Genomic DNA, 22,008 nt, shown 5'->3' on the forward strand with positions numbered 1-22,008 from the left:
TCCTCCTACTTAATTGGATACAACGCAAATGGAATTCCTTTTTTGCTGTACCCAAGATAGGCGACAGAACTATATATCAAGGATCGCTCGGTCGTCAAAAATACTAACAATATGATTCAACCATATTTCCCCCGACTCCCACTCATGCCAGTAGCAGTAATAGCAGCTCATCTTTCTCAGCAGAAACTCTCTCAACTCAGGCTCACCCATATGCATTTCTAACAGAGTAGCAATTTCATTTTTAACTCCTGAAATGGCCTCCACTGTAGAGTCGGATAGAAAAGACCTTACAACATCATCAGCCGCCTCATACTCACACATCCAATCCTCATTAAAATAGGCTCCCAAGAACTGATAAAGCTGCAAAAACGAATCATCGATCACTTGCATACCCCGTTAATATGTTGTACCCCGTCGGCGAGCCTGGCGCTCTCTGAAGTATCAATTTGATGATAGATAAAGGCTCGAGTTTTCCACTATGACGAACAACTCCAACTCCTATAGGTACTGGCATTTGTTGCGTAATAACAAGTTTTTTCGCCTTGCCGTTCAGAAAGTCATCAATTATTTTCTTATTTTTAGCCATAGCACTTGAAGCTGCTGACTCTGCAGCAGTCCGATTTGGAAACGTCGATGCGATTGGTATATTGGGCTCTGCCTTGAGCCTGTCTCGCAACTGCGCTTCGGTCCGACCAATATGCTTCGCAATAAGATGCCCCCCTTGAGCCTCATGTGCAGCCAAACCACCACCAGGAACAATTTCGCTGAACGGCCCATCAGCATCTATATCGCCAGGGCACGGTTTACAAGCCAACCCCAGCGGATCAACCCACCCCGTCGGATTCGGGGTGTACTGGTACCCGTTTAACCCGCCCGCCAACTTGATCGGGTCGGGCGTCAGGTAGCGGCCGATGTCTGGATTGTAGTAGCGATGCCGGTTGTAGTGCAGGCCGCTTTCAGCATCGAAGTACTGTCCCTGAAAGCGCAACGGCTGCTCAAGTTGTTCTTCACCGAAGTGCTTCAGGCTCGCGAGTTTTCCATAGGCCTTGTAGGTGGCGGACCAGACGATCTCGCCACCGTAATCCGTCAGTTCCTGCGGTGTACCGAGGTGGTCGAGTTGGTAGTAGAACGGGCAGGCCTTGCGGGGGCCTTTGCCGTCGAGCATTGCCAATGGGCGGAAGCTGCCGGGTTCGTAGAGGTAGCTGCGGTAGTGTTCTTTGCTGCTTTCGGCGACGAGGTTGTCGCCTTGCCAGAAGAACTCGATGGTGTGGCCATCAATGGTTTTGGCGATGCGACGGCCAAAGGCGTCATAGCGGTAGCTGGCGGTTCTGCCATCCGGCAGCGTGATACCGATCAACCGGTGCTGGCAGTCGTAGCGGTATTCGGTGACGAGCTTCTGCGCGGTGCCACGACGTTCGCGGATCAGGTTGCCGAAGGCGTCGTAGTCGTAATGGCGGTCGCCTTGCAGTAGCAGGCGGTTGCCCTGGATTTTCGTCGGGCCGGGGCGGTCCTGCATGATCAGGTTGCCCGCCGGGTCGTGGGCGAAGGTTTCCGGGGGGTTGTCGCGGGTGTGGCGGACGCGGGTCAGGCGGTTCAGCGGGTCGTATTGGTAGCTGCGTTGGCCGCGCCGGGTGTCGGTGATGTGCTCGAGATTGCCATTGGCGCTGTAGGCATAGTCGCGGCGGTACAGGTTTTTTTGCTGTTGGCTGACGGCGTGAGCTTGCAGACGCCCCTGATCGTCGTAGGCGTATTCGCTGAGCAGCAAGCCTTGCTGGCGCTGTCGCTCACGACCGAATTCGAACTGGTGGGTGGTGAGTCGTGCGCCGTTGAGGTCGATGGCGGTCAGCGCGCCGCCCTTGGCGTGGTGATAGTCGAGTGTGCTGTTGTCGGGCAGGCGCAGGCGATTGAGCTGGCCGCAGGCGTCGTAGCCATAGCGCAAGGTGCCCCAGCCCTGGTGTTCGGTGATCAGCCGGTCCTGCTGGTCATACTCGAACTCCAGCGGGTGGTCGTGGCCGTCATCGACGCTGACCAGTCGGCCGAGGCTGTCGTAGCAATACTCGACGTTGACGCCATCGGGCAGGGTCTTGACCAGCAACCGCCCTGCCGCATCGCGCTGGTAAGCGGTGATCAACGTTGAGCCGTCGTCACCGAATTCGGTTTTCTCCAGCAGATGGCCGTTGAGGTCGTAGACGTAGGCGGTGCGGCGGCCATCGAAACCGGTTTCCTGTCGGATCAGCCCGCTGGGTGTGTAGTCCAGCTGATACTGTTCGCCGGACTCGTTCTCGATTTCTGTCAGCAACAGCTGCGGATTGTCGTAGCGATAACGCAGTTGCGTGCCGTCGGCATTGATCCGGCGGCTGACCAGGTGCAGGTCATCGGCGTATTCGTAGCGCGTGACGCGGCCCAGTTCATCGCGTTCGGCGGTGATTTTTCCGTAAGCGTTGTAGCTGAAGGCGCGACTGGCACCGGTGGGAAGCGTTGTCTGAATCAGTCGTCCGACGGCATCCCATTGGTAGTGGGTGACGGCAGCGTGTTCGTCCCGACGAGTAATCTGCCGACCCAAAACATCGTAGGTAAACCGACGCTGACCACCGTCGGGCAGCGTTTCCTCGATCAGTTGTCCCAAGCCGTTCCAGACGAACACATGCCGACTGGTGTCCGGAAAACGGATCGACAGCAGCCGCCCCTGAGCGTCGTAGTGGTAATGAGTGACATGCCCGTCGGGATCGGTCGCTTCGGTGATGTCACCCTGAGCATTGCGCTGATATTTCCACACGGCCTTGCCGCGATACCGCGCATGCAGGAAACCGTTGCGGTACTCGTAGGCCGTCGGTTCGTCTTCCGGCGGAATCAGCGCGACAAGCCGTCCGACCTCGTCGTAGCGGTATTCAGTGACAGCCCCAAGTGGATCCTGCTCGGCAATCAGCCGACCGTTATCATCGTAAGCCTTGAGATGTTCGCCTCCATCCAGCTCGACCTTGCGCACCAGCCGCGCCCGATCGTCATGGGCGTAAACCTCTTCGCTGCCATCGATATTCAGGACGGTGACACTGCCCTGGTCATCCCAGACATACCGCGCGTCCATCTGCGAAAACGACGCCCAGTGCCGAATGCATCTGGCAGCCTTGCCGGACCTTTCCCACTCCCAGAAGAAGCTCGCCCCACCGGCCAGTTGCCGCTGCAAAATCACGTGCTGATCGTCGTAGTCGTAGCGCTCGCTCTCGGCGGCGGCGTTGGTCGCTTCGATCAGTTGATCGCGTTCATCGTAGCGATAACTCACCAGCGTCTGCTCGGTGCGCCACGCCTCGTCGAGGCTCTGGGCCGGAACAAAACGCTGATAGTCGACGGCGATCAGATGACTGCGGTCATAACGCAACAGCAAGGCGCGACCCGCGCCGTTGTCCAGCCGCTTGATCCGGTCGAAGCGGTCGCGGCTGATGCGCAGGCGGTTGTCGTAACCGTCACTGATGGCCGTGAGGCGACCGCCGCGAAAGTGATAGAAACGCGCATCTTCGCCGGCCTGGGCGAGGATCAGCTCCTCGGGTTCATCGCCCAGATAAATCGCCGCCCGCGAGAGGCTGTTGTGGATCGCCGGGCGCTCGACGTTCGGTAATGGGAAAGTGCTGCGACGGTTTTCGTGGTCGATCCAGATGACGTTGTCGCCGTCGATTTCCAGCCGATGGGCGAGACTATGACTCCAACCGAAACCGAGGCCGCAATCAATCTCCGCCGCGCTGGTGCGATAGAGCCGGGTGAAGTCGAACGGCAGAATCCCGTCCAGCGAACCATCAATAAGGGTCAGCAGTTCTTCGCCGGTAACCATCGACACCGGGCATTTGTTGGTAGCGGTTTTATCTGCCGAATCGGCGCTGTCGCCATTGGGATTTTTCGCCTGAGTCGGAGCGTCGACGTGAGGCTCGTCTTTTCTCAGCGTGGTGTTCTTGCGACCATTCCAACGCAGCTGCATCCGACCTTTTTTCAGACCCGCCGCGACACCCCGTGCGGCGACTTTTTTGTAGCGATCGACGTAGCCCATGAAGCTGTCGATGATCTTGAAGATCGCCGCAACGAAGCGCAGGCCGGCATCGACGATGTGTTTGCCATACCGCAGCAGCCGCACCGAGAGATAGGCGATGCCCACCCCGAAAAAGCTCAGCACGATGCCGATCAGCAGATCGATCACCAGCTCGACCACCAGCTTCGAAACCGTCTGCGCCGTAGACCCGGCGATCTGACTCGGCGGCAGCGCCTCCAGCCACAGACTCGCGGTACGCAACAGCAAACACAGCGCCGCTTCGTCACTGGCCAGCAGTTGGGCTTTCGCCATCATTGCCGGCGATTTTTGCGCCAGATCAGCCAGAGCATCGGCGCTGCTGCCGAGCCTTTCGGAAAACTTCGTCGGGTCTTTGAGGATCTCGCCAATCAGGCCAATGCTGTCCCACACCCCTTCGATAGCCGCCCAACTGCCGGCGAGCAAACCGTTGCCTACCGCCAGCAGCGACGCAGACGCCGACTGCTGCGACCACTGCGGTTTGAACCCTTTCCACTCGCTGCGCAGCCAGCCTTCCAGTTCCTTGGTCAAGCCGTCGTAAGAGTCGAAAAGCTCATCGACTTGCGTCGGGGTCACTTCACTGTGGACATGAACGCGATAGAACTTCCCGGCGACGCCCTTAAACTTCCCTTTGCCGTTTTCATCAAGCGTGACCGGCGTCTTTTTACCGCCCGCCAAGGCAATCACATCGACCTGAATATTCCCCAGCGGAATGTCATAGACCGATTCGAACTTGCTCTCGATTTCCAGAATGCCGCTGGCCGGACACTGCGCCACGCTGGAGATGAAATCGTCATCGCCGGTACCGACCGTCGTGCTGGTGTTCCCCAGTTTGATCCGCCGATCCATGCCCATCAGCGACGGCAAGTCGGCAGCGTGGCTGACCTTGTCGGCGGCCCGGAGGAACCAATGGTCGAGTTGTTGGCGGTAGAGGCTGAGGGTGTCTTTGAAGCTGTCGAGCTCCTGCTCGATACGTACGATCTGCTCCATCAGTTCAGCTCTGCCATCAGGTAATCCACCAAGGCGGTTTTCGGTGCTTGAGGCAGGTCGGGCGCTTCAAGAAAGATCGCGACTTTGTGCCGCAAAACGCTTTCTGAAAATGCCTCGTACAGATCAGGGCGATCCTCGCTCAGCCACTTCAGCAGGTTGTTGATTCGAGTGGCGGCAGACTGGGCCGCGAGTTGTTCCAATAGCGCGCCGGGAATCTCCCACCATGGAAAAACCCTCGATGTTTCCAGCGCGCGGCCACCGATTTCCAGGGCCTGACCATTGATAAGGCAGCGCCCGATCAGCGGCATCAGTTGAGCGACATCAACCTGTGCAGACTGAACAATCGGCAACAAATAACGTCCGTCCCAGAAACGGAAAAACACCGTATTGCCATTAGGTAACAGAGCTTGCGTGAGGCTGCGCAGATGGTCGACGAGCACCTCTTGCGGGGCAGAAGAAGCCGCTAGCCATCCCCAGTCGCGAGATTCAGTGGTAGCGACCCACTCCAGAAACTCACTGCCAGCAGCGACGATTCCGACATAGGGCATCACCGCCCCCCACTCGGCGTAAGCGGTGTCGGCCCAGATTGGGCTCGGTGCTTGCGCAGTGATCGAGCGCTGCCAGGCTTTAAGGGGTTCAGCGGAGCTGGCATTGCAGAACACCGCGAACAACTGCTCGGAAGGTTTCAGCGGATGGCGCTCCAGCCAGGCACGAGGTGACAAGGCATCAGGCTGCACAGACACCCTCCTTGCAGCGCTCGCATTCTTCACAGAACGGCGCGTCGCTTTTCAGGCTCAGAATCTGTGCGGCACTCAACAGCGCTGCCGTGGCTGCTACGAGTTTCAACGGTGTATCGGGCAAGGCCGGCGCAGCAGCCATGGCCGGTATCGGCGCACCACCAAGCTGAATCGGCACGCTGCTGAAGATCCCGGCAGCGCTGATGTTGATCCACTGCCCACCCGCCTGAATGGTCGCGCTGGCACCGCCGTCGATGACCACTTGCTGGCCGGCGCTGACATGGAATTGCTGACTGGCATTGAGCGCCTGACTGGTCACCCGAATGTGCCGGTCACCGACCACCACCAGGTGATCGTCCAGCTTCACCTCGGTTTGGCGCTGACCGTGGGTGATGCGCTGTTCGTCAGCCTTCAGTTCATGGCGGGAGGCGCCGGTCACTACCACGCTGCGCTGGTTGTCCACTTGCACGCGTTGATCGTTCAGAACGTGCTGGGTCCAATTGCGTTGGGCACGCAGATAGATTTCTTCGGCGCCCTTGCGATCCTCGATGCGCAGCTCGTTGTAGCCGCCGCCACCGGGACTGCTCTGGCTGCGAAAAATGCTGCGGGTTTTGTCCGCCGGCAGGTCGAGTGGCACCGAATTAGCCCTATTCGGCAGACAGGCCATGACCAAGGGTTTGTCCGGGTCGGCATCGACAAACCCTACCAGCACTTCCATTCCCACCCGAGGAATCAGCACACTGCCATAGCGGTCATGCGCCCAACCACTGGCCACTCGCAGCCAACAACTGGAGTGCTCGTTGAGCTGCCCCTCTCGGTCCCAGGCAAATTGCACCTTGACCCGCCCGAACTCGTCGCAATGGATTTCACTGTCTTTCGGTCCAGTGACGATCGCGTTCTGATAGCCCGGTACTCGCGGCTTGTTTTCGGCCAATGGCGGACGAAACGGTACGTCCCACGGCGTCGCCAGAAAGGTATTGCGATAGCCCTGAAACTCACCGCTGTCAGCAGACTCTTCCAGCACTTGCGGCTGCCGGCCGTGGTGCTCGATTTCAGTCAGTAGCCACAGGTCATTCCACTCCGTGCGCGGGTGTTCGGCGATCTTCAGAAAATGGCCAGTGAGCAACGCCGATTGATCACTGCGACCTTCAGCCTGACGAAAATCCGCGCCATGACGTTCCAGCGCCCGTTGCGCCAGGTGCTTGCCGTGTTCGCGATCAGTGAAATGACCGGGGTAGTGGTAATCCTCCAGCACCGGACGCTGCTCGCTGTCGATAGAGCTATGCAGCAACAGACCGGGCTTGTGGAAGTCATAATCGCGACGGGTGACTGCGGTAGTGCGGGTTTCCAGGCGGACGTTGAAGCGCTTGATCGCAGGCTGGTCGGTGACCATTCCACTGCCTGGCAAGTAAAGAGTTGGCAGCGCCAGCTTGGGGAAAAACGTCTGATCGTCACCGAACACCAACAGGTGACCGTTCGGATTGTGCTGGAAGTGGAAGTGAATGCCGATCTCGGCGCAGAGACGCTGAATGAACGCCAGATCACTTTCGGCGTATTGCACGCAATACTCGCGGTCGGTGTATTCGCTATCGAGCCGAAAGTCGAACGCATCACGCAGAATGCCATGCTCCTCGAGCACCAGAGAGATGATGTCGGGAACGCTTTTACGCTGGAAGATTCGCTGGTTGATACGTTGATCGAGATAGGCCAGCCGCGGTACCAGACTGACCTGGTAGCGGGTCAGTCGCTTGCCGGAGTCACCTTGGGCGACGCGATACACCTGACCATGAATACCGGAACCTTGTGCATCGAAACCGAGAAAGGCCTGACGATGCAGGAGGCTTTCGAGGTCGAGCTCCGGGCATTCACTGACCAGTTCCAGGTCGAAACGATAAGGTTGGCTGATGGCTTCCTTGCCCGTGAACTCAAGCACTTTGAGCTCATTCTGGACGCCGTCGAGGGTCAACGTGAAACGCGGTTGATTGGCAGACGTGAGCATCCGATGCCTCTGAAGCAGAATGAAGGCGGGCGATTCTGCATGAGCGACAAGGGGGGTTGATCAAGGGTCAGAAAAATCAGATTTACCCTGATTTTTTAGAGAGTTTTCCTTCAAATAATGGGATGAACGACTACAGACATTCCTGTCGGACGGGCTGCGTTGACGCCTTCTTGAGCCACAACACGATCCCCGTAGCAGCTGGCGCAGCCAGCTGCTACGGGGATCGTGTTGTGACCTGAATCTGTGCCAAAAAAAACGGCCCGCATCCATAAGGCTGCGGGCCGTTTTTTTAATCAGCGAAGGATCAGCGCTTCAGCGCTTCACATCACTTGTTCAGGTGGAAATCTTTTTCCGCCGCGGCGAAACGCTGCAGCATACCGGCCGACGGCTTACCCATTTTGCTGATCAGCACAATGGCGAGGCTGGCGAAGATGAAGCCCGGGATGATTTCGTACAGACCCAGCAGGTTGAAATGCTTCCAGACGATCACGGTGAGTGCGCCGACCACGATACCGGCCAGTGCGCCGTTACGGGTCATGCCTTTCCACAGTACCGAGATCAGGACCACCGGACCGAACGCAGCACCGAAGCCGGCCCAGGCGTAGCTGACCAGACCCAGTACGCGGTTTTCCGGATTGGCGGCCATGGCGATGGCAATCAATGCAACGGCCAGGACCATCGCGCGACCGACCCAGACCAGTTCAACCTGGGAAGCGTTTTTACGCAGGAAGGATTTGTAGAAGTCTTCGGTCAGAGCGCTCGAGCACACCAGCAACTGGCAGCTCAGAGTGCTCATCACCGCAGCCAGAATGGCCGACAGCAACACGCCTGCGATCCATGGATTGAAGAGGATCTTGGCCAGTTCAATGAACACACGCTCGTGGTTTTCACTCACCGGCATCGCCACGGCCGGGTTCGCCGAGAAGTAAGCGATGCCGAAGAAGCCCACCGCCACGGTGCCGCCCAGGCAGAGGATCATCCAGGTCATGGAGATGCGACGGGCGTTGGCAATCGACTTGACCGAATCCGCCGCCATGAAGCGCGCCAGGATGTGCGGCTGACCAAAGTAACCAAGGCCCCAGCCCATCAGCGAAATGATGCCGATGAAGCTGGTGTTTTTCAGCATGTCGAAGTTGCCTGGATCCTGTGCTTCGATGGCCAGGAACGTGGTGTCGATACCGCCGGTGGCCAACAGCACGATGATCGGCGTCAGCAACAGGGCGAAGATCATCAGCGTGGCTTGTACGGTGTCAGTCCAGCTGACGGCCAGGAAACCACCGACGAAGGTGTAGGCAATAGTCGCCGCAGCACCGGCCCACAGCGCAGTCTCGTAGGACATGCCGAAAGTGCTTTCAAACAGACGGGCACCGGCCACGATGCCGGAAGCGCAATAAATGGTGAAGAACACCAGAATCACAACCGCAGAGATAATCCGCAGCAAGCCGCTCTTGTCTTCAAAACGGCTGGAGAAGTAATCCGGCAGCGTCAGCGCGTCACCGTTGTGTTCGGTCTGCACGCGCAGACGACCGGCCACGAACAGCCAGTTCAGGTACGCACCGACAATCAGGCCGATGGCGATCCAGCTTTCCGACAGGCCAGACATGTAGATGGCGCCCGGCAGGCCCATCAACAACCAGCCGCTCATATCGGAAGCGCCAGCGGAAAGCGCGGTCACGACGCTGCCCAGGCTACGGCCACCCAGAATGTAGTCGGAAAGGTTATTGGTGGAGCGATAGGCCATGAAGCCGATCAGCACCATGGCTGCGATGTAGATCACGAACGTGATCAAGGTTGGATTGCTTGCACTCATTGAGTTACGCCCTGGCTTTGTTTTTATGTAGCGGCGGTCTGTCGAATCGCCGCCAAACGCTTGCGTTTGAGAGACGATCGGGTAATCCGCGCATTTATGACTGATGTTTCCCCAGGAAAGCCATCAGCCGATGAACCGTCTGCGTGGACGGTTGCACCTTGGTGCACGAATGCTATTCAACAAAGCAAATAAGGTGCAACCAGTTTTTGGGAATAAGTTGCACCTGATACGAATTTTCTTTTAAAACCCGGTTTTTGCTCCTTTTCGGAGCAAGAACCCTTGTTAACTACTGCAAAAAGCACCAAGCAAGAGCAGAGGCCGCGAACCAGAATTTATTTCCTGACAAGCTGCCGATTATTCCGACAAAAAAAGGGTTGCACCCGGTTGCACCTCTTTCGGCGCACGGCTAATCTTGCCGCCAGCTGATGCCACGCAGTCGTGGCAAACATGAGGATAAAAATATGGCTACCACCACCCTTGGGGTCAAACTCGATGACCCGACCCGCGAGCGCCTCAAAGCCGCCGCGACCTCGATTGATCGCACGCCGCATTGGCTGATCAAACAGGCGATTTTCAATTACCTGGAAAAACTCGAGGGTGGTGCAACCCTGACCGAGCTGAGCGGCTTGACCCGTTCCGAAGCCGATGACGGCGCTGACGCCCACGTCGATCACGCCCATCAGTGCTTCCTCGAATTCGCTGAAAGCATCCTCCCGCAATCAGTGCTACGCGCCTCGATCACTGCCGCCTACCGCCGTCCGGAGCCGGAAGTCGTACCGATGCTGCTGGAGCAGGCTCGCCTGCCAGCCCCGATGGCCGAGGCCACCAACAAGCTGGCGGCGTCGATTGCCGAGAAGCTGCGCAATCAGAAAAGCTCTGGCGGCCGCGCAGGGATTGTTCAGGGCCTGTTGCAGGAGTTTTCCCTGTCGTCCCAGGAAGGCGTGGCGCTGATGTGCCTGGCCGAAGCGCTGCTGCGCATTCCGGACAAGGGCACTCGCGATGCGCTGATCCGCGACAAGATCAGCACCGGTAACTGGCAACCGCACTTGGGCAACAGCCCGTCGCTGTTCGTCAACGCCGCTACCTGGGGTCTGTTGCTGACCGGAAAACTGGTCGCCACCCACAACGAAACAGGCCTGACCTCATCCCTGAGCCGCATCATTGGCAAGAGCGGCGAGCCGATGATCCGCAAGGGCGTCGACATGGCCATGCGCTTGATGGGCGAGCAGTTCGTCACCGGCGAAACCATCGCTGAAGCCCTGGCCAACGCCAGCAAGTTTGAAGCCAAGGGTTTCCGCTATTCCTACGACATGCTCGGCGAAGCCGCACTCACCGAACATGACGCCCAGAAATACCTCGCGTCCTACGAACAAGCCATCCATTCGATCGGCAAGGCCTCCCACGGTCGTGGCATTTATGAAGGTCCGGGCATCTCGATCAAACTCTCGGCCCTGCACCCGCGTTACAGCCGTGCCCAGTACGAGCGCGTGATGGACGAGCTGTACCCGCGCCTGCTGTCGCTGACCCTGCTGGCCAAGCAATACGACATCGGCCTGAACATCGACGCCGAAGAAGCCGACCGCCTCGAGCTGTCGCTGGATCTGCTCGAGCGCCTGTGCTTCGAGCCGCAACTGACTGGCTGGAACGGTATCGGTTTCGTGATCCAGGCGTACCAGAAGCGTTGCCCATACGTGATCGACTACGTGATCGACCTGGCTCGCCGCAGCCGTCATCGCCTGATGATCCGCCTGGTGAAAGGCGCTTACTGGGACAGCGAAATCAAGCGCGCCCAGGTCGAAGGCCTGGAAGGCTACCCGGTCTACACCCGCAAGGTGTACACCGACGTTTCCTACATTGCCTGCGCGCGCAAACTGCTCTCGGTACCGGAAGTCATCTACCCACAGTTCGCCACGCATAACGCCCACACCCTGTCGGCGATTTATCACATTGCTGGTCAGAACTATTACCCCGGCCAGTACGAGTTCCAGTGCCTGCACGGCATGGGCGAACCGCTGTACGAACAGGTTGTAGGCAAGGTATCCGAAGGCAAGCTGAACCGTCCGTGCCGCGTGTACGCACCGGTTGGCACTCACGAAACCCTGCTGGCGTACCTGGTGCGTCGACTGCTGGAAAACGGTGCGAACACTTCATTCGTTAACCGCATTGCTGACCAGTCGATTTCAATCCAGGAACTGGTAGCCGATCCGGTGAGCAGCATCGAGCAGATGGCGACGCTGGAAGGCGGCTTCGGTCTGCCGCACCCGCGGATCCCGCTGCCGCGTGACCTGTACGGTAGCGAGCGCGCCAACTCCAGTGGCATCGACCTGGCCAACGAACATCGTCTGGCATCGCTGTCCTGTGCACTGTTGGCCACTGCTCACAACCAATGGAAAGCCGCTCCGATGCTCGGTTGCGCGTCCAGTACTGAAGCTCCGGCGCCGGTGCTCAACCCGGCGGACCTGCGGGACGTGGTCGGCCATGTGCAAGAAGCCACTGTCGCCGATGTCGACAACGCCATCCAGTGCGCACTCAACGCCGCTCCGATCTGGCAGGCCACCCCGCCCGCCGAACGCGCCGCGATCCTCGAACGTGCCGCCGATTTGATGGAAGGCGAAATCCAGCCGCTGATGGGCCTGCTGGCTCGCGAAGCCGGCAAGACCTTCGCCAACGCCATCGCCGAAGTGCGTGAAGCCGTGGACTTCCTGCGTTACTACGCGGTGCAGGCACGCAACGATTTCACCAACGACGCCCACCGTCCATTGGGTCCGGTGGTGTGCATCAGCCCGTGGAACTTCCCGCTGGCGATCTTCAGCGGTCAAGTCGCCGCCGCACTGGCCGCCGGTAACCCGGTATTGGCCAAACCGGCCGAGCAAACACCGCTGGTGGCTGCTCAAGCCGTACGCATACTGCTCGAAGCCGGGATTCCGGAAGGCGTACTGCAACTGCTGCCGGGCCGTGGCGAAACGGTCGGTGCCCGTCTGGTTGGCGATGATCGGGTCAAAGGCGTGATGTTCACTGGCTCCACCGAAGTCGCGCGATTGCTGCAACGCAACGTCGCCGGGCGTCTGGATAGCCAGGGCCGGCCGATCCCGCTGATTGCCGAAACCGGCGGCCAGAACGCGATGATCGTCGACTCCTCGGCGCTGACCGAACAAGTGGTCATTGACGTGGTGTCCTCGGCCTTCGACAGCGCCGGCCAACGCTGCTCGGCCCTGCGCGTACTGTGCTTGCAGGAAGATTCCGCCGACCGGGTGATCGAAATGCTCAAAGGTGCCATGGCTGAATGCCGCCTCGGCAACCCTGAGCGCCTGTCCGTGGACATCGGCCCGGTGATCGACGCCGAAGCCAAGGCTGGCATCGAGAAGCACATTCAGGGCATGCGTGAAAAAGGTCGCAACGTCTACCAGGTTGCCATCGCGGACATGGAAGAATGCAAGCGCGGCACCTTCGTGATGCCGACCCTGATCGAGCTGGAAAGCTTCGACGAACTGCAACGGGAGATCTTCGGCCCGGTGCTGCACGTGGTGCGCTACAAGCGCAAAGACATCGATCAACTGATCGGGCAGATCAACGCTTCCGGCTACGGTCTGACGCTGGGTGTGCACACGCGCATCGACGAGACCATCGCCAAGGTGATCGACAACGTCAACGCCGGTAACGTCTACGTCAACCGCAACATCGTCGGTGCTGTGGTCGGTGTGCAGCCGTTCGGTGGCGAAGGCCTGTCGGGGACTGGCCCGAAAGCCGGTGGTCCGTTGTACTTGTACCGCTTGCTGTCGACTCGTCCTACCGATGCAATCGAACAATCTTTCGCTCGCGGCGATGCCCTGAGCGCGCCGGATGTTCGTCTGCGTGACGCCATGAGCAAACCGTTGACCGCCCTGCAAACCTGGGCCGACAACCACAAGCTGGCCGAGCTGAGCGCACTGTGCGCGCAATTCGCGGCGCAATCGCAAAGCGGGATCACCCGTACGCTGAACGGCCCGACGGGCGAGCGCAACAGCTACGCCATCCTGCCGCGTGAACACGTGCTGTGCCTGGCGGAAGTCGAAAGCGATCTGCTGAACCAACTGGCGGCGGTACTGGCCGTGGGAGGTTCGGCAGTGTTGCCGGAAGGTGAACTGAGCAAAGCGCTGTTGGCTCGTCTGCCGAAAGAAGTGCAAGCACGGATCAAACTGGTGGCCGACTGGAACAAGGACGAAGTGCTGTTTGATGCGGTTCTGCATCACGGCCATTCCGACCAGTTGCGTGCGGTCTGCCAGCAAGTGGCCAAGCGTGCCGGCGCCATCGTCGGGGTTCACGGTCTGTCGCAAGGCGAAACCGGCATTGCGCTGGAACGTCTGGTGATTGAACGCGCGTTGAGCGTTAACACTGCGGCGGCGGGTGGTAATGCCAGTCTGATGACTATCGGTTAAACCGCAATACGACCGGGCGCCTGCAATAGCTGCCCGGTTCACTGCCCCCTGTGGGAGCGAGCCTGCTCGCGATAGCGGTCTGTCAGTCACATATTCTTTGGATGTGCAGCCGCCATCGCGAGCAGGCTCGCTCCCACATTTGCTTTGTGGCGCCTGCTAAGCCGCTGCTCTGCCCCACCATCACGCTCATCAATCATCCTGTTCAGCTTCTATTCCCGCGCCTAGACTCGGTCCATTCCAATAAAGGTAGGCCGCCATGTCCGAGACGCTGCTCAGTTCCCGCAATCTGGCTTTCGAGCTGTATGAAGTCCTTGATGCCGAGGGCCTGACCCAGCGCGAGCGTTTCGCCGAGCACAATCGCGAGACGTTCGACGCCGCCATTGGTACTGCACGCAGCATTGCCGAGAAGTTCTTTGCCCCGCATAACCGCAAGGGCGACGAGAACGAACCGCGCTACGAAGACGGCAAGGCGATCCTGATTCCGGAAGTGAAACCTGCGGTGGACGCGTTCCTGGAAGCGGGCTTTCTCAACGCCGCACGCAGTTTCGAAGCCGGCGGCATGCAATTGCCGACCCTGCTGTCGCAAGCCTGTTTTGCGCACTTTCAGTCAGCCAACGCCGCGACGACGTCCTACCCGTTCCTGACCATGGGTGCGGCCAACCTGATCGAAAGCTTCGGCACCGATGAGCAGAAACGACGCTTCCTGCAACCGATGATCGACGGCCGCTTCTTCGGCACCATGGCCCTGACCGAGCCCCACGCCGGCTCCTCGCTATCGGACATCCGCACCCGTGCCAAACCGGTCGCAGACGGCACGTATCGACTCAAGGGCAACAAGATCTTCATCTCCGGCGGCGACCATCCGCTGTCGGAAAACATCGTGCACATGGTGCTGGCCAAACTGCCGGATGCACCTGCGGGCGTGAAAGGCATTTCGCTGTTTATCGTGCCTAAATTCCTGGTCAATGATGACGGCAGCCTGGGCAAGCGCAACGACGTGCTGCTGGCCGGGCTGTTCCACAAGATGGGCTGGCGCGGCACCACTTCTACCGCGCTGAACTTCGGCGACAACGGCGAGTGTGTCGGCTACCTGGTGGGCAAACCACACCACGGCCTGAGCTGCATGTTCCAGATGATGAACGAAGCGCGGATCGGCGTCGGCATGGGCGCGGTGATGCTCGGTTACGCCGGTTACCTGTACTCGCTGGAGTACGCCCGCGAGCGTCCGCAAGGTCGCCTGCCGGACAGCAAGGACCCGAACACTGCACCCGTTTCGATCATCCAGCACGCCGACGTCAAACGCATGCTGCTGACCCAGAAGGCTTACGTCGAAGGCGCGTTCGACCTCGCTCTGTACGCCGCACGACTGTTCGATGACACCACCACGCTGGCGACCGAAGCCGAGCGCAAACAGGCCCACGAGCTGCTCGATTTGCTGACGCCGATCGTCAAATCCTGGCCGTCGGAGTTCTGCCTGAAGGCCAACGAACTGGCGATCCAGATCCTCGGCGGCCACGGCTATACCCGCGAATACCCAGTGGAACAGTATTACCGCGACAACCGCCTGAACCCGATTCATGAAGGTACTCACGGTATCCAGTCGCTGGACCTGCTGGGGCGCAAACTGGCGCAGAACGGCGGCGCCGGGCTCAAACAGTTGATTCGACTGATCGCCGACACCGCCGAACGCGCCCATGCCTACGAATCGTTAACGCCACTACGTGAGCCGCTGGAAAAACTGGTGGCGCGCCTGCAAACCGTAACCATCGGCCTGCTGACGGATCTGGGCCAAGGTAAGGTCAACAGCAGCCTTGCCAACTCGGCGCTGTACCTCAAGGCATTCGGTCACACGGTGATCGGCTGGCGCTGGCTGGAACAGGCGATCCGTGCAGAGGAAGGGTTGGCCAAGGGCAATGCGCAGGATGTGAGCTTCTATAAAGGCAAGCTGCAAGCCGCGCGGTATTTCCTGACCTGGGAAGTGCCGGGCTGCCATCACGAACTGGCGATTCTTGAGGCGCGGGACGATACATGCCTGAGCATGCGGGATGAGTGGTTCTGACCAAAGCCTTGCGTCGCTGCTGAAAACCAATCGCGAGCAAGCTCGCTCCCACAGTTGATTTCTAGTGTTCACAAATATTGTGCTCACAACAGAACCCGTGTGGGAGCGAGCTTGCTCGCGATGGCTTACGCATCGTCAACGCTCACTTCAGCTTGAACCCACCCATCTGCCGTGCCAAATCGTCCGGACACCCGTACCAGTCGCCGCCTGTCCCAAGTGCATGGATGACACGGCATTCTCCGCGCCCTGCTTGAGGCTACCGATCATCTGCTGGATTTCATCGGTGGATGATTGCACCGAGCAGAGAAAAGCTTGCCGCTTCGTCAGCAATATTCTCGGCCCCCCCTCGCCGCACTCGTACATACCTGTTACTTCTGACAGATGTGCATTCAGGATCGCTTCGATAGGCTGATGGTTCCGACGCAACCGTTGCTCGGCCACCACGGACCTGATTTGTCCGCGTCATATCCTTGAATGAGTGAATGTCATGAACAACTCAACTGTTAATGCAGACCGAATCATCAAGTTACCTGGACTTGTCCCCCAGACTTATTGTGTCCTGGCATCCGTCTCGGCATCACAAAAAAGAAACGGGACGTTGTGGACCGATACCGACGGGCTCGACTACGTCGTCAGCAGCAAGAATCACCACAGGCTTGATAACGAAAGGTCAGTGATCAGCATTGTCAAAAGTTCAGCGAATACGACTGAATCATTAACCGCACTCGCTGAGGACTCAGCTGAAACAACAGCTGCCGGCATGTTTGGAATCGCTTCGGTCGATGATCGGTATGAAACGACGTACCGCATCACCTCCAAAGACTTTCTACTCATCAGTCCCAACCTGTGGCGAGCCGTCGTTTACGGTACGCCAAACGCACAGGCGGACATTGATCCCAACGTGAACCTCACACAAGACGAATTCATTCTGTCAGTAACGGTGGGTGACACCATCAAAAAAGACGGCAACACCCACCGTCCGCTCGATAAGGAATACCGCCTGGAAAGCGTCAACCTGTATCGCGTCACCGTCCGCAGCCAGGCCGATATCCAGACCGGTAACCGATCGTTCAACCGCGACGACATGTTCAGAACCTTGGCCATCGGCGATACCTATATCGATAGCCAAGGGACATGGAGCGTCCGGGAGAAACGAGTCTTTTATATGGAGACCATCGGCGGCATCAACTTTTATGGAAGAGAGATTTTGGTCACGACCTAAGCGGCAGACTGATGATCTGTGGACCCAACGCACACTGTTAGTGTGTCGTGCCTTGGCCCGCACCGAACAGACTCAGCTCAACCGAAACCCACCCATCTGCCGCGCCAGGTCATCGGCCAATTGCTGCAACGTCTGGCAATCCTCACGACACGCCCTCACCTCACCCGCCGTCGCCCGAGCCAGATCAGAAATCCCCTGCACATTCCGGTTGATCTCTTCGGTCACCGCCGACTGCTCTTCGGTGGCCGTCGCCACTTGATGGTTCATGTCGCTGATGCGTTCGACCTGCCCGGTAATCGCGGTCAACGATGCTCCGGTGCGTTGGCTCGACTCAACGCCTGTGCCGGTCGCCGCTTGCCCTGAGTGCATCGACGACACAGCATTCTCTGCGCCCTGCTTGAGGCTGCCGATCATCTGCTGGATTTCATCGGTGGACGATTGCGTACGCCGTGCCAATGTCCGCACTTCATCCGCCACCACTGCAAAGCCCCGGCCCATGTCTCCGGCCCGCGCTGCTTCAATCGCCGCGTTCAGCGCCAGCAAGTTGGTCTGTTCGGAGATCCCGCGAATCACCGCCAGCACCTGATCGATGGACGCGACCTGAGTCGCCAACTCGCCGACGGCGCTGGCAGCGATACCGATTTCATCGGACATGCTTTCGATATGCCGGATCGAGCCGCCGACCACTTCACGCGCCTGCAACGCTTCATCGCGGGCTGTTTGCGAGGCGACCGCCGCGTTGCCGGCGTTCTGCGCGATTTCCTGTACGGTGAGGCCCATTTCGTGCACGGCAGTGGCGACCATGTCGGTCATTTCCTGCTGTCGTCCGGAACGCTCGGCGGTGTTTTCCACCACCCGCGCGACTTGCCCGACGGCGGTGCGCAAACGCTCGCTGGTGGCTAGAACTTCGCCGATCATGTTGCGTTGATTTTCAAGGAAACGATTGAAACCCCGGGCCAGGTCGCCCAGCTCATCGGCGCGGCTGGAATCTAACCTGTGGGTCAAATCGCCACCACCGCTACCAATCGCTACCAGTGCCGCTGTTACCTGACGGATCGGCCGGACCAGTCCACGAGCCAGCAACACCACCAATAACAGGCACACCAGTGCAACGCCCAAACCTATGGCGCTGGTCAGCCACATTGCGTGTCGGGCCTCGGCGTAGATCTGCGATTGCGGCACTTCCGCCACCAGAGTCCAGCCCAGGTCGCGCAATGGCAGACTCAGGGCCAGATAGTCTTCGCCATCACGTACAAAACCGCTGCTGGTCGGGCCTTGATGGCCCATCACCGCTTGCGCCGCCGGGCCACCGATCTGCTCGGCCAACTGACGTTTGTTGCTGAATCCGGCCTCGGGATGCACCTGGATCAAACCGTCGGAACGCACCAGATAGACCTTCCCGCGCTCGCCAAAGCTGAAGTTGTGAATCAGCTCCGACAGTTCTTTCATACTCAGGCCCAACCCGGCAACACCCACGACCTTGCCGCCCTGCGAGACCTTGAGGTCGATGAACAAGGCCAACTCACCGGTCGCTGTGTCTTTGTCGATATTGAGGGTGCGCGGCTGGTTGCTGTCGAGGAAGGCGTAGAACCAGGCATCGCTCGGATTGGATCGGCTGAGGGTCCGATCAAGACCTTTTTCGGTGTAGTAGTGGCCCGACTCCGTGCCTGCGATCAGCGCGGTAAAGGCTTTGTGCTCGGCGCGAATGCCTTCCAGATAGCTGACGAAGTCGTTGGCCCGAGCAGTGTTTTCACCCTCGGCCAACCACTGGCGCACCATCCTGTTGCTGGCGATATCCTTGGCCGCGGTAAGCGGCTGGACCAGAATCCGTTCGATGTCGTTGCGCATCGCTTCGATGCTCGAAGGCAGTGCTTGCTCGACCAGATAGCTCTGGGCGAGGCGGTTGACCACCAGGGTATAAATGCCGACCACGATCAGAATACTGACCAGCAGGGCGGTGCCCATACTCAGGATCAACTGCCATTGAATACTGCGTCGCCAGAACTGCATGAAGCACCCCCAAAGAGTAAGAGGCAAATCTACTGCAACAGCCGTGCCGATTGTATACAACTCAATCGACAATCTACTCTTTGGTTGTGCGCAAGCTGATCAGGCCTGATTGATCGTCTTCGAAATCACTTCAACCGTGGCGCTGACTTGCTCTTGGTAACGGTCGAGTTCCTGCTGGTGACGTTTTTGCATTGCAAGCTGCTGCGAACACAGGTTCATTGCCGTCAGCACCAACAGTTTGTCCCCGATCAGGGTCGGGTATTTCTTTTTGGTCTCAGCCAGCACCGCTTTCAACATCAATGCGGCGTCCAGCAGGGTCTGCTCTTCCCCGGCCGGCGCCTTGATCGAATAGTCTTCCCCGAGAATCGAGACGACTTTTATCCCGTCGGCACCGTGTCTCATGCGTTCACAGGACCTGCGCTCACACGCTCAACCAGCGCTTGAATGCGCGCGACAGTGGCGCCCTGCTTCTCTTCCTGCTCCATCAGGCTCAGCTGCAGGCTTTCGTTTTCATCCTTGGCCTGGGCCAGTTCTGCACTCAGTGTTGCGTTCGTGCCGAGCAGTTCCTGGTTGTGTTGCACCAGGTCGCTGACCAGCTGTTCCAATTGGCTTAGGGATGCTTCCAACATTTTGATTTTCCGAGCATTTTCAAAGGGCGCGTACGATAAAGAAAAGTCACCACTGGCGCCAGGGTTATTCAGGCGTAAAGCCTTGATTTTCCTGGCGGCAACCTTACTTGCGAGTTTTAAAGACTGCGTTTGTCCGCTCTGGTTCCTGACAGCTCGTCAGTACGACCGATCTGCGGCAAAAGCGCGCAGCGGCTCAAGACTTTAGTCGTATGACCGATAAGTCATACATACCTCGTCTCAGACTCGTGCCAATGCGCGCTTTACGGTGAACTCCATGTCCCTTCGCAATATGAATATCGCCCCCAGGGCGTTCGCAGGTTTCACCCTGATTGGCGCACTGATGTTGATTCTGGGTGTGTTCGCCTTGAACCAGATGAGCAAGATTCGCGCTGCCGGTGAAGACATCGTTCAGAACAGCGTGCCGAGCATCAAGGCCCTGGACGAATTCACCCAGCTCGCCTTGCGCCAGCGGGTGTTGTCTTACCGCTTGCTGACCAACCGCGAGCCGGACGTACAGCAAAAGACTCTCGCGCTGTTCGATCAACGCAGCCAGCAGATTCGCACAGCCCAGTCCGATTACGAAAAAGTCATCAGCAGCCCGCAGGAACGTGCGGCCTACGATGAGTACGTGCAACTGCTGGGTCAGTACCGCCAGCTTGAAGATCGCATGAAGAGCCTGTCGCGCAATAACCAGGTCGATGAATTGCGCACATTGCTCAACACCGAACTGCTGACCAACTCCGAGGCGGTCAATACCGTGCTCAACCGGCTGATGCAGATCAACAACGATCAAGCCGCCGACTTCAACCAGAAAGCCGTCGACCAATATTCCTCTGCCTTCAACCTGGTGGTGACCTTGCTGGTGATCGCTACGGGTTTGACCCTGTTGTTTGCCTGGCTGCTGACTAACAGCATCACTCAGCCCATCGCCAAGGCACTGAGCGCCGCCGAAGAAATCGCCGAGGGCAACCTGACCCGGCCGATCACCGTCGACGGCACCGACGAAGCCGGTCGCCTGTTGCTGGCCATGTCGAAGATGCAGGAGAAACTGCGCGATACCCTGCAACGGATCTCGGGTTCGGCGACTCAGTTGGCTTCCGCCGCCGAAGAGCTGAACAGCGTCACCGACGAAAGCGCCCGAGGCCTGACTCAGCAGAACAACGAAATCGAGCAAGCCGCAACGGCCGTCAACGAAATGACCAGTGCCGTGGAAGAAGTCGCACGCAACGCGGTCAGCACGTCCGAAGCCTCGAAAAACGCCACCACCTCTGCCGGTGACGGCCGTGATCTGGTGCAGGAAACCGTCAGCGCCATCGAACGCATGAGCGCTGATGTGCAGAGCACTGCCACCCTGATCGGCGATCTGGCCAACGAGTCACGAGACATCGGCAAGGTGCTGGACGTGATTCGCGGCCTGGCTGACCAGACCAACCTGTTGGCCCTGAACGCCGCCATCGAAGCAGCGCGTGCCGGTGAAGCCGGTCGCGGTTTTGCCGTGGTGGCCGACGAAGTTCGCGCCCTGGCGCATCGCACGCAGCAATCGACCAGCGAAATCGAACGCATGATCGGCAGCATCCAGAGCGGCACCGAACACGCTGTTGACTCGATGCGCAACAGCACCGAGCGCGCAGAGTCGACCCTGAACATCGCTCGTGGCGCCGGCATGTCGCTGGACACCATCAACAGCGCCATTGTCGAAATCAACGAGCGCAACCTGGTGATCGCCAGCGCTGCCGAAGAACAGGCCCAAGTAGCCCGTGAAGTCGACCGTAACCTGGTGAACATCCGCGACCTGTCGGTGCAATCCGCCACCGGCGCCAACCAGACCAGCGCTGCGAGCAACGAACTGTCGCGTTTGGCGCTGGACCTGAACAATATGGTTGGGCGGTTTAGCCTCTGATCCGACGATCGTTCCCACGCTCTGCGTGGGAACGCAGCCCGTGACGCTCCGCGTCACATCAAGAGCGGACGCGGAGCGTCCACTGAGGCATTCCCACGCGGGAGCGTGGGAACGATCAGTTCCCCCGTCAAAAGCTTTTTGACAGCATCACATTTCAACAGGTTAGAATCGCTGGCACGCAGACTG

At 58.9% G+C, this 22,008-nt stretch carries 11 protein-coding genes and 3 pseudogenes; 5 read left to right on the forward strand and 9 right to left on the reverse strand.

Going from position 1 to position 22,008, the window contains the following annotated elements; genetic code table 11:
* Window positions 1-69 precede the first annotated feature (69 nt).
* The 5 genes from AC1RKH_RS06090 to putP form a co-directional block, all read right to left on the reverse strand.
* On the reverse strand, window positions 70-384 hold the full coding sequence (locus AC1RKH_RS06090; protein ID WP_493062059.1) for a contact-dependent growth inhibition system immunity protein: 315 nt from the start codon (window positions 382-384) through the stop codon (window positions 70-72).
* Window positions 374-5,041: an RHS repeat-associated core domain-containing protein gene (locus tag AC1RKH_RS06095; RefSeq protein WP_493062058.1), complete on the reverse strand. Its 4,668-nt coding sequence runs from the start codon at window positions 5,039-5,041 to the stop codon at window positions 374-376. The genes AC1RKH_RS06090 and AC1RKH_RS06095 overlap by 11 nt, the downstream gene beginning before the upstream one ends.
* Entirely contained in the window at window positions 5,041-5,778 is a 738-nt protein-coding gene (locus tag AC1RKH_RS06100; RefSeq protein ID WP_493062057.1) for a DUF4123 domain-containing protein, read from the reverse strand. The genes AC1RKH_RS06095 and AC1RKH_RS06100 overlap by 1 nt, the downstream gene beginning before the upstream one ends.
* Window positions 5,768-7,777 carry a type VI secretion system Vgr family protein gene (locus AC1RKH_RS06105; protein ID WP_493062056.1) on the reverse strand — a complete coding sequence of 670 codons (2,010 nt, stop codon included), beginning with the start codon at window positions 7,775-7,777 and terminating at the stop codon, window positions 5,768-5,770. The genes AC1RKH_RS06100 and AC1RKH_RS06105 overlap by 11 nt, the downstream gene beginning before the upstream one ends.
* A gap of 325 nt (window positions 7,778-8,102) precedes the next feature.
* On the reverse strand, window positions 8,103-9,587 hold the full coding sequence (putP, locus tag AC1RKH_RS06110) for a sodium/proline symporter PutP (protein WP_493062055.1): 1,485 nt from the start codon (window positions 9,585-9,587) through the stop codon (window positions 8,103-8,105).
* 461 nt (window positions 9,588-10,048) lie between these two features.
* Between putP and putA the strand changes: the two genes are divergently transcribed.
* From putA to AC1RKH_RS06125, 3 genes are all read left to right on the forward strand, one after another.
* A complete protein-coding gene (gene putA / locus AC1RKH_RS06115) occupies window positions 10,049-14,002 on the forward strand; it encodes a trifunctional transcriptional regulator/proline dehydrogenase/L-glutamate gamma-semialdehyde dehydrogenase (protein WP_493062054.1) in 3,954 nt (1,317 codons plus the stop codon).
* A gap of 256 nt (window positions 14,003-14,258) precedes the next feature.
* Window positions 14,259-16,061: an acyl-CoA dehydrogenase gene (locus tag AC1RKH_RS06120; RefSeq protein ID WP_493062053.1), complete on the forward strand. Its 1,803-nt coding sequence runs from the start codon at window positions 14,259-14,261 to the stop codon at window positions 16,059-16,061.
* A gap of 487 nt (window positions 16,062-16,548) precedes the next feature.
* A complete protein-coding gene (locus AC1RKH_RS06125) occupies window positions 16,549-17,283 on the forward strand; it encodes a hypothetical protein (protein ID WP_493062052.1) in 735 nt (244 codons plus the stop codon).
* A 72-nt stretch (window positions 17,284-17,355) separates the two neighbouring features.
* Here AC1RKH_RS06125 and AC1RKH_RS06130 read toward each other — a convergent pair whose 3' ends face one another.
* The 4 genes and pseudogenes from AC1RKH_RS06130 to AC1RKH_RS06145 all read right to left on the reverse strand — a co-directional run bounded on the left by AC1RKH_RS06130 (window position 17,356) and on the right by AC1RKH_RS06145 (window position 19,922).
* On the reverse strand, window positions 17,356-18,201 hold the full coding sequence (locus tag AC1RKH_RS06130) for a methyl-accepting chemotaxis protein (protein ID WP_493184041.1): 846 nt from the start codon (window positions 18,199-18,201) through the stop codon (window positions 17,356-17,358).
* 21 nt (window positions 18,202-18,222) lie between these two features.
* Window positions 18,223-19,293 (reverse strand): annotated as a pseudogene (locus AC1RKH_RS06135) (HAMP domain-containing protein); the annotation flags it as partial.
* A gap of 99 nt (window positions 19,294-19,392) precedes the next feature.
* Window positions 19,393-19,695, reverse strand: a complete 303-nt coding sequence (locus AC1RKH_RS06140; protein WP_477769382.1) for a cell division protein ZapA — start codon at window positions 19,693-19,695, stop codon at window positions 19,393-19,395.
* On the reverse strand, window positions 19,692-19,922 hold the full coding sequence (locus AC1RKH_RS06145; RefSeq protein WP_123423862.1) for a hypothetical protein: 231 nt from the start codon (window positions 19,920-19,922) through the stop codon (window positions 19,692-19,694). Before AC1RKH_RS06145 ends, AC1RKH_RS06140 begins: the two co-directional genes overlap by 4 nt.
* 340 nt (window positions 19,923-20,262) lie before the next feature.
* On the opposite strand from AC1RKH_RS06145, the pseudogene AC1RKH_RS06150 reads away from it, so the two are divergent.
* Window positions 20,263-20,919 (forward strand): annotated as a pseudogene (locus tag AC1RKH_RS06150) (MCP four helix bundle domain-containing protein); the annotation flags it as partial.
* A 303-nt stretch (window positions 20,920-21,222) separates the two neighbouring features.
* Window positions 21,223-21,822 (forward strand): annotated as a pseudogene (locus tag AC1RKH_RS06155) (methyl-accepting chemotaxis protein); the annotation flags it as partial.
* Window positions 21,823-22,008 lie beyond the last annotated feature (186 nt).

The organism is Pseudomonas sp. GW822-FHT06B12, assembly GCF_058799675.1.

What these genes read in the sequence shown, in the direction of transcription:
- putP (WP_493062055.1), bottom strand. Translation starts at nt 9,587, where the DNA reads ATGAGTGCAAGCAATCCAACCTTGATCACGTTCGTGATCTACATCGCA.
- AC1RKH_RS06105 (WP_493062056.1), bottom strand. Translation starts at nt 7,777, where the DNA reads ATGCTCACGTCTGCCAATCAACCGCGTTTCACGTTGACCCTCGACGGC.
- putA (WP_493062054.1), top strand. Translation starts at nt 10,049, where the DNA reads ATGGCTACCACCACCCTTGGGGTCAAACTCGATGACCCGACCCGCGAG.
- AC1RKH_RS06125 (WP_493062052.1), top strand. Translation starts at nt 16,549, where the DNA reads ATGAACAACTCAACTGTTAATGCAGACCGAATCATCAAGTTACCTGGA.
- AC1RKH_RS06130 (WP_493184041.1), bottom strand. Translation starts at nt 18,201, where the DNA reads ATGATCGGCGAAGTTCTAGCCACCAGCGAGCGTTTGCGCACCGCCGTC.
- AC1RKH_RS06120 (WP_493062053.1), top strand. Translation starts at nt 14,259, where the DNA reads ATGTCCGAGACGCTGCTCAGTTCCCGCAATCTGGCTTTCGAGCTGTAT.
- AC1RKH_RS06095 (WP_493062058.1), bottom strand. Translation starts at nt 5,041, where the DNA reads ATGGAGCAGATCGTACGTATCGAGCAGGAGCTCGACAGCTTCAAAGAC.
- AC1RKH_RS06140 (WP_477769382.1), bottom strand. Translation starts at nt 19,695, where the DNA reads ATGAGACACGGTGCCGACGGGATAAAAGTCGTCTCGATTCTCGGGGAA.
- AC1RKH_RS06145 (WP_123423862.1), bottom strand. Translation starts at nt 19,922, where the DNA reads ATGTTGGAAGCATCCCTAAGCCAATTGGAACAGCTGGTCAGCGACCTG.